The organism is Microbulbifer zhoushanensis (genome assembly GCF_021729055.1).
Lineage (GTDB): Bacteria > Pseudomonadota > Gammaproteobacteria > Pseudomonadales > Cellvibrionaceae > Microbulbifer > Microbulbifer zhoushanensis.
In genome coordinates this window covers 83,614-98,021 of record NZ_JAJSAO010000002.1, presented here as the reverse complement: position 1 = coordinate 98,021, position 14,408 = coordinate 83,614, and the positions used below count along the sequence as shown (strand labels likewise).

The following is a 14,408-nucleotide window of genomic DNA, read 5'->3' as shown; positions in this document are numbered from 1 at the left end:
CCGGCGGGAATACCCCGCGGTCGCAACTGCCCGCCCAGCGCGGGCAGTTAAAAAGAATAAACAAAAACGATTAGGTGTGCGCGTTTGTTTAGCCTGACCACACTGGCAGCCGTGGCCCTGGCCTACCTGCTGCTCCTGTTTGCCATTGCCTTCTGGGGTGACCGCCTGCCGGCGGCGCGTATCCGCCCGTTCAAGCCACTGATGCTCGCCCTGGCCGGTACCTACACCAGTGCCTGGATGTTCTTCGGTACCCCGGCGCAGGCGGTGGAGGAAGGCTGGCTGGTGCCGCCCACATTTGTCGGTGCCACCCTGATGCTGGTTTTCGGCGCGCCGCTGCTGGCCCGGTTTGTCAGGCTGTCCAAGCAGCAGGGCTCAACCTCCATTGCCGACTTTATCAGCGCGCAGTTCGGCGGTTCGGCCTGGCTCGCGGCGGCGGTCGCAGTGCTCGCCCTCGTGGCCATTCTGCCCTACCTGGCCCTGCAGTTACGTGCCGTTGCGGACAGTTTCCTGTTCCTTGGGGACAGCGGGGAGCTCAATTCCTCCGTGGTGACCGGGCTGGTCAGTGTCACCCTCGGCGCCTTCGCCCTGCTGTTCGGCACCCGCCATATCAACAGCAGCGAGCACCGCAATGGCATGTTGCTGGCGGTGGCCTTCGAGGCACTGGTGAAGATCGGCGCGATCGCGGCGGTGGCCTGGTTCGTGCTGGGTGGTGCCTACGACGGTGCGGCGGACCTGGTGCGCGAGGCGCTGACCAGTGAGCGCGCGGCGCGCCTGGAGAGCCAGCGGCCCGCGGACACCGGCTTCCTGGCGGTGGTGGTGCTGGGGATGGCCGCCATGTTCTGCCTGCCCCGACAGTTCCATATCCTGATGATCGAGAGTGACAGCGAGCGGGATATAGGCCCGGTGCGCAAGCTGATCCCCCTCTACCTGGGGATCCTGTCCGCCGCCATCCTGGTGGTGGGTTACGGTGGCCTGTTGTGGCTGCCGGACAGCCAGGCCAACCCGGAGCGCTTCGTGCTCGGCATTCCCCTGCAGAGCGGCTCGCCGGCGCTGGCCCTGTTCGCGTTCGTGGGCGGGCTCTCGGCCGGTTCCAGCATGGTGATCATCGCCACCATCGCCCTGTCCACCATGATTGCCAATACGCTGGTGGTGCCTTTCTGGCTGCAGCGCCTGCGGGCTCAGGCGGGCGCTGCCGGCCAGGGCGCACTGGGCTCCGACCTGCGGCGGGTGCGGCGGGTCATCATTGCGGTGATCATGCTGGCCGCCTTTGGTTTCAACGAGATCATGGACGCCGGCGTGCGGCTGGGTACCTTTGGCCTGCTGTCCCTGGCGCTGGTGGCCCAGCTGGCACCCTCGATGCTGGCGGCCGTGTGCTGGCCGGGGCACTGGCCGCGCCTGCGCGCCGGCGGCGTGGTGGCCGGCCTCGCAGTTGGTGCCGCCGTCTGGTCCCTGTCGGCGCTGCCGGCGGCCCTGGGCGGGAATGACCTGGTATCCGCGGCGCTGGGACTGGCCTGGAACCCGCTGTCGATTGCCGCCCTGTTCGGCCTGGGCCTGAATATGCTGGTGCTGCTGCTGGTGTCGGTGCTGCTGGACCGCTGGCGACCGCTGCATCGCGGCGGCGCCGAGGTGCCGGTGGACCGGGAGCGGCTGCGGGCCCTGCTGGCGCGGTTTGTCGGTGACGATGCCGCCGCCCGCACCTTCAGCGGTATTGAAACCGGTGCGCCGGGTGCGGCCGGTCCCGGGATAACCGAGTCCACCGCAGACGTCTATCGGGAAACGGTGGAGAAGATCCTGGCCGGGATCGTCGGCTCCACCAGTGCCCGGCGCCTGGTGCGCCAGCCGCTGGGCAGCGAGGATGGCGCGCAGACACTGGAGCAGGCCTCGGCCATCTACCAGTTTGGCCGCGGCCTGCTGCAGAGCAGCATCGACAATATCGACCAGGGCATCTCGGTGGTGGATGCCAACCTCAACCTGGTGGCCTGGAACCGGCGCTATGTGGAGCTGTTCCGCTATCCGCAGGAAATGATCTATGTGGGCCAGCCGGTGGCCGAACTGGTGCGCTACAACGCCAGTCGCGGCGAGTGCGGGCCGGGGGCGGTGGAGATGCATGTACAGAAGCGCGTCGACCACCTGCGTGCGGGCACGGCCTACCGTGTACAGCGGCACCGCACTGATGGCACGGTACTGGAGATCCGCGGCAACCCGTTACCGGGCGGCGGGTTTGTAACCACTTACACCGACGTTTCCGATTACCAGAATGCGCTGGCGGAACTCACCGAGGTGCGGGATTCCCTGGAGCAGAAGGTGACGGCGCGCACCGCCGAGCTGGAGCAGCTCAACAGCGAGCTGCACGCCGCCAGTGCCGGCAAGACCCGGTTCCTGGCAGCGGCCAGCCACGACCTGGTGCAGCCGCTCAATGCCGGCCGCCTGTTCCTCGATGCCCTCTCCGCGCGCCAGCTGGACCAGGACAGCCGTCGCCTGTTGACCCGGGCCGACAGCGCCCTGGCCGCGGCGGAACAGCTGATCACCGATATGCTGCAGATTGCGCGTATGGACGCCGGGGACATTCACCCGAAGATCCAGCCGGTGCCGCTGGACCGGATTCTCGACGACGCGGTGGCCCAGGCGCGCCTGGCCGCCGAGGCTCGCGGTATCCAGCTGCGCTATCGCCCCAGCGATGCCTGGGTACATACCGATGAGAAAATGCTGCGGCGGGTGGTGCAGAACCTGCTCGACAACGCGGTGAAGTACACCCGTGAGGGTGGTGTGCTGCTGGCGGTGCGCCGTCGCGGCAGCGGCGTCTCGCTGGAAGTGTGGGATACCGGCAGTGGTATCGAGGCCTCGCAGCAGCGGGATATTTTCCGCGAGTTCTGTCGTCTCGGTGGCGTCGAGCGCGAGCATGGCTATGGCCTGGGCCTGGCCACGGTGGAGCGCCTGTGCCGGTTGCTGGAATCGCCCATCAGCCTGTCCTCCGCCCCCGGGCATGGCAGCGTTTTCCGGGTGCTGTTGCCCCAGGCGCAACCGGTCACCGGTGGCCAGGTGATCCCGGCTGCGGCGCGCCCCGCGGGTCGCAGCCTCAACCTGGATGTGCTGTGCGTGGACAATGAACCCGCCATCCTCGAGGCGATGCAGGCGCTGCTGGGCGGCTGGGGTTGCCAGCTGCGCTGCGCCCTGGGCCGCGAAGAGGCGCTGGCCATGGCGCAACCGGACCTGTTGCTGATGGACTTCCACCTGGACGACGAATGCGACGGGATCGCCCTGGCGCGGGAGCTGATGGAGTACTGGGGCACCACCGTGCCCTGCGTGATCATTTCCGCGGAAAATACCGATACCGTGAAGGCCAGTGCCCAGCAGCGCGGCTGGCAGTTCCTGCAGAAACCCCTGCGCCCGGCAGCATTGCGGGCCCTGTTGCAGGCGCGCCAGCGCGACCTGGCGGGGGCGGTCGGCGAGGGCCCTGCGACCAAGGTCGTATAGCGGCGGGCAGGTGTCACGCGCAGTCTATCCGGAAGAACCCTGTAGGAGCGGCCCATGGCCGCGATTTTCCGGATGGCATGTCCGCAGCCAGATCGCGGCCATGGGCCGCTCCTACGGCAATCCCCTGTTATCTGCCGGGGGCGATGATGACAACAACGAGGTACCGAAAATAATGAAAAAATACCTGCTGGAAATTCTGATGTTCAGCGCCTATGCGCTGTTCGCCGCATCCTGGGTCTCCGGCGCGATGCTGACGCCGCAGATCCAGGCCTCATTCGGCGAGGAGGGCTTTGCCAACGCCACCTGGGGCAGCCTGATGATCACCATCGCCAAGATCGTGGGCAACCTGGCGGCGGCCATGGTGTTGGTGCGGCTGGGTGCCAAGCGCGCTTTCACGCTGGCCATGTTGCTGATTGCTGCCGGTGGCATCGGCGCTTTCGCCGGTGACTACAGCAGCTGGTTGCTGTCGCGGTTGGCGCTGGGCCTGGGTGGTGCGCTGGCCATTGTCTATTTCAACCCGGTGGTACTGCATTATTTTGCCGCCGAGGAACGCCCGCTGGTCAACGGGATCAACGCGGCCGCCTTCAATACCGGCAACCTGCTTGCGCTGTTGTCCACGGGTGCGTTGACCACCTGGCTGGGGAGCTGGGAGTCGGTGGTGGGCCTGTACGGAATCATGGTGGTGGCACTGGCCCTGCTGTGGTGGCTGGCGGCAGAGAACTTTTCCCTTGATGGCAACCGCCCCGGCGATGCGCCGGTGGAAAAATATGGCCTGCGCGAGGGGGTACGGGAGGGATTCAACTGGTGGCTGCCGCTGGCTTATTGCGGCGTGCTCACCTGCTACATCGCGGTCTTCTCGCTGTTTCCTCTGATTGACGGCTTTGCCGTGGCCAGCAGCCACCTGTCGGCAGTGATGATCGCCGCCGGTATGGTGGGCACGGTGGCCGGTATTATCGTCACCAAACGCTACCCGTTGCGCCTGCCGGTGCTGCGTTACGCGGGGCTGGCGCTGGTGATCTTCGCCGCCCTGATGCTGGCCAGTCGCAACCCGGTGATTGCCTATGCCGCGGCGGCGCTGGCAGGGTTCTTTATGTTCCTGCCCATGACCGCGCTGGTGACGCTGCCGCAGGAACTGCCGGGCATGACGCCGGGGCGTATCACCGTCACTTTCGCCATGTTCTGGTCTATCTCTTACCTGATCGCGACCCTGCTGATTTACGCCGCGGGATTACTGGCGGACATGAGTGGCGAGCCAGCGCTGGCGGCCTACTTTGCCGTGGCCTGCTCCGCATCCCTGTTCATATTCTCGTTCCTGTTGCCGGAGTCCGGCCGCGGGGTTAGCGAAGAAAAAACAGAAGCCGTGAATGAAGAGGGTGGTGAGGAAAATGCGACAGCTTGATGCAAAACTGGAGGAGTGGCTGCAGGGCTTCAATGCCCAGCTGGAACAGCTGAAGGCCGCGGGCTTCGAGCCCACGCCCATCACTGCCCGCGAGGGGCTGGCCAACCTGACCCGTGGCTTCGTCGAGGCGGGCCCGGATATGGCCGTGTGCGAAACCGTGGTGCCGGGCAAGCATTACAATGTGCCGGTGCGGATCTACCAGCCGGAAACAATGTCCCCCGGGCCGGCAATCATCTTCAGCCACGGCGGTGGCCATATGGCCGGCAGTGTGACCGTGTACGATCCCATCTGCCGCCGCATAGCAGCTGCCTGCGAGCGTACGGTGATCTCTGTCGATTACCGGCTGGCCCCTGAAAACCCCTTCCCGGCCGGTGTGGAAGACCTGCTGACCGTAGTGCGCGGTGCCGGCCCGGCACTGGACCGGAAGGGCATCGCCCACAATGGCCACTGGATCCTGGTGGGCGATTCCGGCGGCGGCGCCATGACCGCCAGCGCCTGCCGCCTGCTACAGCACGAGCGCCACAATGTGGCCGGCCAGGTGCTTATTTACCCGAGCCTGGACTACACCATGCAGCTGCCCTCCATTGTGGAGAATGGCAGCGGTTACCTGCTGGAAAAGGAAAAGATCGGCTGGTATTTCGACAATTATTTCCAGGGGGCGGAGAACCGCAGCCAGTGCTCCCCCCTTTATGGCGAGTTCACCGCCAACCTGCCGCCTAGCCTGGTTGTCACCGCGGAGTTCTGCCCCTTGCGGGATGAGGGGATTGCCTACGTAAAACGGCTCAACGATGCCGGCGTGGAGGCACAGTGCCTGCATTTCGATAACATGATCCACGCCTTCCTGAATATGGAGGCGCTGGTGCCGGATGCCTGTGCGCGCTTCTACCGCCATACGGCGGAGTTTGTGCACGGGCTGTCATAGCCCAGACCCAGGCGTGCCCGGTCGCGGCCAGCGGCCGCTCCTACGGAGTGAGCTGTAAATCCAATGCGAATAAACCGTAGGGGCGAACCTTGTGTTCGCCCGGGTCCTGTGGCCGTGCACTGTGGCCGGGCGGACACGAGGTCCGCCCCTACAGGGAAAACGGGCGTAACTTGATTTCTCTTGCCTACCGGCGTCGAGAGCAGGTTCCCTACAGCTGGGTCAGCCCCTGCGCCTCGCGGATCAGTTGTTTGCGGTCGCGCAGCTCCAGCTTGCGCAGGATGGCGGTGACGTGGCTTTTGACGGTGGGCTCGGTAATGTCGAGCTCGTAGGCAATTTGCTTGTTCAGCTGGCCCTGGGCAATCATGTGAAAGATACGCAGCTGCTGGGGGGTCAGCAGCGCCAGCCGCTGGCCCAGGCCGTCCTGGCAGGGCTCGGCCAGCACCTCCTCATCGAACCACTGCTCTCCTTCAAGCACCGCGGCGATACAGCGGGCAATTTCCTCCGGCCGGGCTGTCTTTGACAGGAAACCGCTGGCGCCCAGGCTGGCCGCCTGCTGGATCACCGTGTTTTTGTCACTGCCGGAAACCACCACCACCGGGATCGCGGGGAAATCGTGGCGCACCTGGGCCAGGCCGTTGAAACCCTCGCTGCCGGGCATATTGAGGTCCAGCAGCAGCAGGTCGACATCGTGGGAGTTGAGCTGGGCCAGGGTCGAATCCAGGTCCTCGCTCTGCAGCAGCGCGGAGGACTGGAATTGCCGCGTCAGGGTTGCGGCGAGCGCGTCGCGATAGAGGGGATGGTCATCGGCAATCAGCAGTTGGTAACTCACAGGGCACCCTGATTTAACTTTATTGTGCGGGTGCCGGAAATACTACTGCGCGGTCCAGCCCCCGTCCACTGGCAGGGAGGCGCCGGTAATGGTTTCGGCGAACTCTCCGCAGAGGTAAACCACCAGCTCGCCAATCGCCTCCGGGCGTGTGGTGCGGGGCATGGGTTGCTTGGCGCCCACCAGTTGCGCCCGCGCCCGGTCCAGGTCGATCCCCTCTTCCCGGGCGATAGCCTCGATCTGGGGCTGGATCAGCGGCGTCTCCACCCAGCCGGGGCAGACCGCATTGGCGGTAACACCGCAATCGGCATTCTCCAGCGCCATCACCTTGGTCAGGCCGATCAGTCCGTGTTTGGCGGCGCAGTACGCTGCCTTCTCCGCCGAGGCCACCAGGCCATGCACGGAGGAAATATTGACTACCCGGCCCCAGCCAGCGGCCCGCATATCGGGCAATACTTCCCGGGCGAGGTAGAAGGCGGCACTGAGGTTTACAGAAATGATTTTTTGCCAGGCATCACTGGGAAATTCATGGCTGGCGGCGGTGTGCTGGATACCGGCATTGTTCACCAGCACGCCGGGATTGCCCAGGGCCTCGCGGGTGTCTGCTGCCAGCTCCTGGCAACCACTCTCCGAGGCAATATCCGCGTTGCTGAAACCGCTGTCGATAGCGTACGTCTCGCTGAATTCCCGCTGCAGCCTTTCCCCCTCTGCACGATCCACCAGGCCGTGCAGCATGATGGGGTGGCCGCTTCGGGCCAGGCTGTGGGCAATGGACAGGCCGATACCACTGGTGGAACCGGTAATCAGGGCTGGTTTCTTATTATTCCGCTGCACAGAAAACTCCCGCGGCTATGCCGTCGCCCTGGCCCTACCGAGCAATCTCAGGCCACAGGCGGACTGTTTATTCGACTGTGGAAAATCCTATCAGGGGGGCGTAGGCAGGTCTGTATGACCAAGGTATGAGGCGGGCATGCAGGTAGGCAGCAGCCAGGGGGATGGGCGTCAACCCATACCCCTGGTGGAAGCAGGTAATGCCTGCAATTCAGCGGCGCAGGCGATGGCTGCCGCCGCGGTAGCGGGTGCCGCCATGATAGCGGTGATGCCCCCGGTAGCGTGTACCGCCGTGATAATGCCGGCCGCCACGGTAATAGTTGTGGCCACGGTAGTGTCGGTAGCCTCGGTAGCGCGGGTAACCGCGATAGTAGCTGCGGTAGCGCGGGTGATACCGGTAGCGGTAGTAGCGTGGTGACGAGTAATAGAGGTACACGCTGCTGGATGGGTAGGTATAGGGATAGCTGGAGTAATAGCCTCCCGACGAGTAGCTACCCGAATAGTAGCCGTCGGTCGCACAGGCGCCGAGCGTGAGCGCTGCACAGACCGTGACGGCGACCAGTCCGGTCTTCAGGGTCCTGTTCATGACGTCAGTCTCCGGTTGGGAAAGTTCCGGTAATTACGGCATTCCCTGCGGCCATCAACTGGCCGCTCGCCTGGTCTATCCAATGCGGCGGGCCCGCCCGGGGACGCGCCTGCCACGCTGAATGCTCAAATTTCGATAGTCTGAAATCACAGTGGGCGGGGCCTGGCGGGTAGTGGCCGCGCCTGCTGGTAGCGGGGGCGGTAGCTGCCACCGCGCCAGTAATAATCCGGGTGGCGCACGTTATGGCAGACACCACCGCGGTTGCGGTGACAGTGGTAGTAGCGCCCCTGTACCCGGTAACGCGTATCACTGGAGTAGCTCCGGCTGACGTAGCCGTCACTGGTGCAGGCGGGCAGGGCCAGCGAGCCCGCGACGAGGACAGCAGTGCCGATGCCCGTGGGCAGCAGCCTGCCAGGTAGCCATTGCATAAGACCTCCACGCCCTATGGCGGGTAAAACGTCTTACATTCAGCCTAGCACCGATGGCGTAGATTTCATCAAATCCGCATCAATGCGGGGGAGTACGTGGAGTGGCGGCCGGATGGAAGGTAGGTGGCCGCTCGCTGGGGGCGGCCAGACAGGAAGTTACTCCCCGGGTTCGACGGTATTGGTGGCGATCACACTGGCATCCTCCAGCGCCGCGGCGAGGCCGGGAATAAAGTTCACACCCTGCTGCACTTGCATACTGGAACCCTCCAGGTCATCCCCAAAGGGCTGCAGGCGACCGCCCAGGCATTCGGACAGGAAAGCCTCTGAGGCAGCCATGAAGGACAGTCGGTTTTCCGGTTTCTGGAACCCGTGGCCCTCATCCGGGTACAGGATATAGCTGACCGGGATCTCCCGCTCTGCCATGGCCTGCACAATCTGGTCCGACTCCGCCTGCTTCACCCGCGGGTCATTGGCCCCCTGGCCGATCAGCAAGGGCCGCACGATCTGGTCGGCGCGATTGAGCGGTGAGCGTTCCGCCAGCATTTTCCTGCCCGACTCGGTCTCCGGGTTACCCACTGCCGCGTGCAGGGTATTGCGGAAGCTTTCCCAGTAGGGCGGGATGGATTCCAGCAGCGTGTTCAGGTTCGAGGGACCGACAATATCGACACCGCAGGCGAATTTCTCCGGTGTGAAGGTCAGGCCCACCAGGGTGGCGTAGCCACCATAGCTGCCGCCCATGATTGCCACTTCCCCGGGTGTGGTGATGCCCTGCTCGATGGCCCAGTCCACGGAATCAATCAGGTCGTCGTGCATGGCGCCGGCCCATTCACCATTGCCGGCATTGATAAACTCCTTGCCGAAGCCTGTGGAAGCGCGGAAGTTGACCTGCAGCACCGCGTAGCCACGGTTGGCCAGCCACTGGACCATGCCTGAATAACCGAAGGCATCGCGCCCCCAGGGGCCTCCGTGTACCAGCAGGACCATGGGCACCGGCGCCTCTGCATCGCCCTTGTTATCCACGTGCACCGGCAGCGTCAGGTAGGAAACCAGTTTCCTGCCGTCCCGCGAGGTGATGGTTTCCGGATACATGTTTGCCAGCGGCAGGCCGTCGAGCTTCGGGTGGGTCGAGAACATCGGTTCCAGCTTGTTGCTGTTGGTATCGAACACCATGTAAACCGGCGAGGCACTGGCGGTATCTTCGTAGAGGACCCACTTGCCCGCATCGAGGGTGGAGGCCAGGATACCCCAGTCGCCCTCGGTTTCCCTGTTCAGCACAGCGATATCGTTGGTGTAGGTGCCGTCGAGCGGAATCCACTCGTTGGTGTGGTACTGGACGGCATAGGCAATCGGTGTGTGCTTGCGGGGGTGCATAAGCACATCTGATATATCCGCTTTTTCCGATTCCGCCAGGACCTTTGAAGTCCCGCTTTCCAGCTGGTAGTGGACCAGCGTGGCCTTGTCGCGCCCGCGGCTGTCGAGCATGTAGATGCCGGCATTGGCGGCATCGAAGCCGAGGATGCTGGTAGTGAAGGTATCCTTCACGCCCACCTCGAACACTTCCTCCCAGCTGTCACCTGCCCGCGCGAAAACCTTGAAGCCGCCGCTGGGGGTGGATTTTGTTGCAAGCCTCAGGGTGAGTTCGTTGTCAAAATAGAAGCTCCGATACCCGTCGTTTTCGTACAGCAGTTCACGCTCGGCGGTCTTCAGGTCGACGCGGTAAAGGTCGTGCCAGCGGGGATCGCGGTCATTCATGCCGACGATGACCTCACCCGGCCGGGATTCACTCTGGGCGATCATTTCTGCGCGGACCCCCTCATAGGGGGACAGGTCGGTGATCTCGCCGCTATCCAGCTCGATGCTGTACAGGTGCCAGTTTTCATCACCATTCTTGTCGCGGGTAAACAGCAGGTGTTCGCTGTCCAGGGCCCAGAAATGCAGGGGGATACCACGGCCTGTATCGCGGGTCACGGGTTTGGCCGCATCGATATCACCGGCGGGGGCCACCCACAGGTTCATCACCCCATCCAATGGTGCGCGGAAACTCATCAGCTTGCCGTTCGGGCTCAGGCGGCCCTGGTAGCGGCTGGGATTGCCGAACAGCAGCTCCCGGTCAATCAGTTTGACCTGCTGGATCGCAGGTTCTGGAGCGGCTGCTTCGGTTTCGGCAGTGGCCTGTTTTTCGCCGCCACAGGCGACCAGTAAAACGGAGAGTGAAATCCCCCCGAGGAACCCCAGAGAACTCTTGCTATTCCGGTTCATGTCTTTTCCCTTTTTTATTGAGCTGTACCTCCCGTTACCGCGCTTGCAGCATTGCACAGGCAGTTTCAATCGGGAAGGGAAGGAAAACGGATCCGGCGGTGGTGGCGCTAATTTGATTTTATTGGGGGGCAATAAAAAGGCGCCGGTCGAAACCGGCGCCTTGTGTATGCTGATTGCAGCAGGGCGGCAGTGAAACGGCAGGGCCATTCACCCGGGGCTTACTCCCCGCTTGGCAGCATGTCCTGTTCCAGGAACGGCAGGTATGCGGCACTGGCCAGCAGTTGCTTGGCTTCCTCGATATCCGGGGCGAAGTAGCGGTCCTTGTCGTAGAAGCTGACGCGCTCGCGCAGCTTCGCCTTGGCCTGTTCCAGTTTATCGGTGCTCTTCAGCGGTGCACGGAAGTCCAGGCCCTGGCAGGCGGCCAGCAGTTCCACGGCGAGAATGCCGCAGGTATTGTCGGCCATGTCCCGCAGGCGGCGGCCGGCGAAAGTGGCCATGGAGACATGGTCTTCCTGGTTGGCGCTGGTAGGCAGGGAGTCGACGCTGGCCGGGTGGGCCAGGGACTTGTTCTCGCTCGCCAGTGCAGCGGAAGTCACCTGGGCGATCATAAAGCCGGAGTTCACCCCGCCATTTTCCACCAGGAAAGGCGGCAGGCCGGACAGGTTGGTGTCGATCAACAGCGCCATGCGGCGCTCGGAAAGTGCGCCGATCTCGGCCAGTGCCAGCGCCAGGTTGTCGGCGACCATTGCCACCGGCTCGGCGTGGAAGTTGCCACCGGAAATAATGTCAGAGTTTTCCGGATTTTCCTCGTCGGTAAATACCAGCGGGTTGTCCGACACACCGTTGGCTTCCGCCAGCAATACTTCCGCAGCAAAGCGGATCTGCTGCAGGCAGGCACCCATGACCTGCGGCTGGCAACGCAGGGAGTAGGGGTCCTGCACCTTTTCACAGAACTGGTGGGATTCGCCGATCTGGCTGCTGTCGCCCAGCAGCGCGCGATAGCTCGCCGCTACCTCGCGCTGCGCTTTCTGGCCGCGGACCATATGAATGCGGTCGTCGAATGGGCGGCGCGAGCCCTTGGCGGCTTCCAGCGACAGGGCGCCGGTGACGATACCGCCGGCGAACAGGTCCTCGGCGGCGAACAGGCCCAGCAGCGCAAAAGCGGTGGATGCCTGGGTGCCGTTCAGCAGGGCCAGGCCCTCTTTCGGGGCCAGGGTCAGCGCTTCCAGGCCGGCCTTTTGCAGGCCTTCGGCGGCGGGCCGGCGCTGGCCATCGATAAAGCATTCGCCCTCCCCCAGCAGTACCACGCTCATATGCGCCAGCGGCGCCAGGTCACCGGAGGCGCCCACGGAACCCTTTTCGGGAATGGCCGGGAAGACGCCGGCATTGACCAGCTTGATCAGCGCATCGATGACCACCGGGCGCACACCGGAAAAGCCGCGCGCGAGTGAATTGATTTTCAGCACCATCAGCAACCGCACGGTGGCCTCGGCCATAAAGTGGCCGGTACCGGCAGCGTGGGACAGCACGATGGCGCGCTGCAGGGTTTCCAGGTCTTCCTTCTCAATCCGGGTGTTGGCCAGCAGGCCGAAACCGGTGTTGATACCGTAGACGGTGCGCCCTTCGCTCAGCACCTGTGCCACGGTTTTGGCGGATGCCTCGATCGCCGGGTAGGCGCCCTGGTCTAGGGACAGCTCAACCGGTTCACGGGCGACGCGGCGCAGCTGGGCCAGGCTCAGCTGGCCGGGGGTGATTTTCAGTTTGTACATAAATTCTCTCTTGTGCTTCGAGCGCGGAGCTCCAGCTTCGCTTCAGGCCCTGGGCCCGAGCCATATCAGGTTCCGGGGGCCGGCTTCGCCGGCGGGAGGCGCTGGCTGCGGAAGTGCCCTGGCTCCTCATTCCCGGGGTGTTAATCTTTCAGCATCGGCAGGTCGAGGCCCTGCTCGCGCGCACAATCCTTGGCGATGTCGTAACCGGCATCCGCATGGCGCATCACGCCGGTGGCCGGGTCGTTCCAGAGGACGCGCTCGATACGCTTGCGCGCCGCCTCGGTACCGTCACAGACGATCACTACGCCGGAGTGCTGGCTGAAGCCCATGCCCACACCACCGCCGTGGTGCAGAGAGACCCAGGTGGCACCGCTGGCGGTGTTCAGCAGGGCATTCAGCAGCGGCCAGTCGGAGACCGCGTCGGAACCGTCCTGCATGGCCTCGGTCTCGCGGTTGGGGCTGGCCACCGAGCCGCTGTCGAGGTGGTCGCGACCGATGACTACCGGTGCTTCCAGTTCACCGCTGGCCACCATCTCGTTGAAGGCCAGCGCCAGGCGCGCACGATCCTTCAGGCCCACCCAGCAGATACGTGCCGGCAGGCCCTGGAACTGGATGCGTTCGCGGGCCATATCCAGCCAGTTGTGCAGCTGCGGGTCGTCCGGGATCAGCTCCTTTACCTTGGCATCGGTCTTGTAGATGTCCTCCGGGTTGCCGGACAGCGCCGCCCAGCGGAAGGGGCCGATACCCTGGCAGAACAGCGGGCGGATGTAGGCGGGTACAAAGCCGGGGAAATCGAAGGCGTTCTTCACACCCTCTTCCAGTGCCATCTGGCGGATGTTGTTGCCGTAATCCAGGGTGGCGGCGCCGCGACGCTGCAGTTCCAGCATGGCTTCCACCTGCACGGCCATGGACTGCTTGGCCGCCTTCACCACGGCCGCCTCATCTTTCTTGCGCATCTCGGCGGCGTATTCCATCGTCCAGCCCTTCGGCAGGTAGCCGTTCAGCGGGTCGTGGGCGGAAGTCTGGTCGGTGACCGAGTCCGGGGTGATATTGCGCTCAACCAGTTCCGGGAAAACGTCGGCGGCATTACCGAGCAGGCCCACGGACACGGCTTCGCCTTTTTCCTTCGCGCTATTGATGATCTCCAGCGCCTCGTCGAGGGTAGTGGCCTTTTTGTCCACGTAGCCGGTGCGCAGGCGGAAGTCGATCCGGGTCTCGTCGCATTCCACGGCGATCATACAGAAGCCGGCCATGGTGGCTGCCAGTGGCTGGGCACCGCCCATGCCGCCGAGGCCGCCGGTCAGGATCCACTTGCCGTTTGCCTCGCCGTCGAAGTGCTGGCGCGCCACTGCGGCGAAGGTTTCGTAAGTGCCCTGGACAATGCCCTGGGAACCGATGTAAATCCAGGAGCCGGCGGTCATCTGGCCGTACATGGCCAGGCCCTTTTTATCCAGCTCGTTGAAGTGCTCCCAGGTGGCCCAGTGCGGTACCAGGTTTGAGTTGGCAATCAGTACCCGCGGTGCATCGGCGTGGGTCTTGAATACACCCACCGGCTTGCCGGATTGCACCAGCAGGGTCTCGTCGTCTTCCAGGCGCTTCAGTACCTCGACAATCTTGTCGAAGCATTCCCAGTCCCGCGCGGCGCGGCCGATACCACCGTAGACCACCAGGTCCTCCGGGCGCTCGGCCACTTCCGGGTCCAGGTTGTTCATCAGCATGCGCAGAGGCGCCTCGGTCAGCCAGCTTTTGGCGTTCAACGCGCTGCCGTGGGGGGCGCGGATGGTGCGGCTCGGGTCGTGGCGTTTGTCGGTCATATCTGCCTCACGAAATATTGATAACTTTTCTTTCGTCTTTCCGGACTGCACCGGGATGACGAGGATTGCGTGTAGGGGCGAACCTTGTGTTCGCCCCGGG

The 14,408-nt window shown here is 64.0% G+C and carries 10 protein-coding genes; 3 read left to right on the top strand and 7 right to left on the bottom strand.

Translation table 11 applies throughout. The features are described from left to right. Window positions 1-84: 84 nt before the first annotated feature. From LVD10_RS03925 to LVD10_RS03915, 3 genes are all read left to right on the top strand, one after another. The gene (locus LVD10_RS03925) at window positions 85-3,474 is read left to right on the top strand and encodes a hybrid sensor histidine kinase/response regulator (protein ID WP_237061955.1); all 3,390 of its coding nucleotides are present in this window, start codon (window positions 85-87) and stop codon (window positions 3,472-3,474) included. A 100-nt stretch (window positions 3,475-3,574) separates the two neighbouring features. After that, a complete protein-coding gene (locus LVD10_RS03920) occupies window positions 3,575-4,873 on the top strand; it encodes an MFS transporter (protein ID WP_237061953.1) in 1,299 nt (432 codons plus the stop codon). Then, window positions 4,860-5,795 (top strand): alpha/beta hydrolase, encoded by a 936-nt coding sequence (locus LVD10_RS03915; protein ID WP_237061951.1) that lies wholly within the window; start codon window positions 4,860-4,862, stop codon window positions 5,793-5,795. Before LVD10_RS03920 ends, LVD10_RS03915 begins: the two co-directional genes overlap by 14 nt. A 208-nt stretch (window positions 5,796-6,003) precedes the next feature. Here LVD10_RS03915 and LVD10_RS03910 read toward each other — a convergent pair whose 3' ends face one another. The 7 genes from LVD10_RS03910 to hutU all read right to left on the bottom strand — a co-directional run bounded on the left by LVD10_RS03910 (window position 6,004) and on the right by hutU (window position 14,308). After that, window positions 6,004-6,624: a response regulator gene (locus LVD10_RS03910; RefSeq protein ID WP_232939895.1), complete on the bottom strand. Its 621-nt coding sequence runs from the start codon at window positions 6,622-6,624 to the stop codon at window positions 6,004-6,006. 42 nt (window positions 6,625-6,666) lie between these two features. Further along, window positions 6,667-7,455, bottom strand: coding sequence for a 3-hydroxybutyrate dehydrogenase (locus tag LVD10_RS03905; protein ID WP_232939894.1), 789 nt, complete (start codon window positions 7,453-7,455; stop codon window positions 6,667-6,669). A 208-nt stretch (window positions 7,456-7,663) separates the two neighbouring features. Continuing rightward, the gene (locus tag LVD10_RS03900) at window positions 7,664-8,038 is read right to left on the bottom strand and encodes a hypothetical protein (RefSeq protein WP_232939893.1); all 375 of its coding nucleotides are present in this window, start codon (window positions 8,036-8,038) and stop codon (window positions 7,664-7,666) included. A gap of 146 nt (window positions 8,039-8,184) precedes the next feature. Continuing rightward, window positions 8,185-8,466, bottom strand: a complete 282-nt coding sequence (locus LVD10_RS03895) for a hypothetical protein (RefSeq protein WP_232939892.1) — start codon at window positions 8,464-8,466, stop codon at window positions 8,185-8,187. A gap of 156 nt (window positions 8,467-8,622) precedes the next feature. Further along, the gene (locus LVD10_RS03890; RefSeq protein ID WP_237061949.1) at window positions 8,623-10,725 is read right to left on the bottom strand and encodes a S9 family peptidase; all 2,103 of its coding nucleotides are present in this window, start codon (window positions 10,723-10,725) and stop codon (window positions 8,623-8,625) included. A 218-nt stretch (window positions 10,726-10,943) separates the two neighbouring features. Continuing rightward, window positions 10,944-12,494 (bottom strand): histidine ammonia-lyase, encoded by a 1,551-nt coding sequence (gene hutH / locus LVD10_RS03885; protein WP_232939889.1) that lies wholly within the window; start codon window positions 12,492-12,494, stop codon window positions 10,944-10,946. A 140-nt stretch (window positions 12,495-12,634) separates the two neighbouring features. Then, entirely contained in the window at window positions 12,635-14,308 is a 1,674-nt protein-coding gene (gene hutU, locus LVD10_RS03880) for a urocanate hydratase (protein ID WP_232939888.1), read from the bottom strand. Between the last annotated feature and the right edge of the window lie 100 nt (window positions 14,309-14,408).